This is a genomic window from Bacillus sp. GbtcB14 (assembly GCF_019091205.1).
Classification (GTDB): Bacteria; Bacillota; Bacilli; order Bacillales; family Bacillaceae_G; genus Bacillus_A; species Bacillus_A cereus_AG.
This window is the reverse complement of sequence record NZ_JAGXJT010000275.1, coordinates 1-243: the sequence shown is the minus strand read 5'-3', so window position 1 is coordinate 243 and position 243 is coordinate 1. Positions and strand designations below refer to the sequence as shown.

The following is a 243-nucleotide window of genomic DNA, read 5'->3' as shown; positions in this document are numbered from 1 at the left end:
TAGAGGTAAAATGCTCAGCAAACACCCTTGTAACATTGCAACTTAGGTGTGTTGAACTGCTGTAACAAGTCTCAATTGACTGGAAGATGCTCGAGGAAAAATCAGAGAAAGACAACAGAAGGGAACGGAAAGGAGGCAATAACCAATAAACGGAGAGACTAGCCTTGAGAAGGGTGGATTTTCCACACCCATTTGGCCCCAAGAGCATCCAGAATTGACCTTCTGGAACATTCAGCGAACAGT

1 protein-coding gene is annotated in these 243 nt (G+C 44.4%); it reads right to left on the bottom strand.

Annotated elements, in window-relative coordinates:
- The coding region (locus KVT31_RS30950; protein WP_368859001.1) for an ATP-binding cassette domain-containing protein at positions 1–235 on the bottom strand (235 nt) is incomplete at its 3' end.
- Positions 236–243 lie beyond the last annotated feature (8 nt).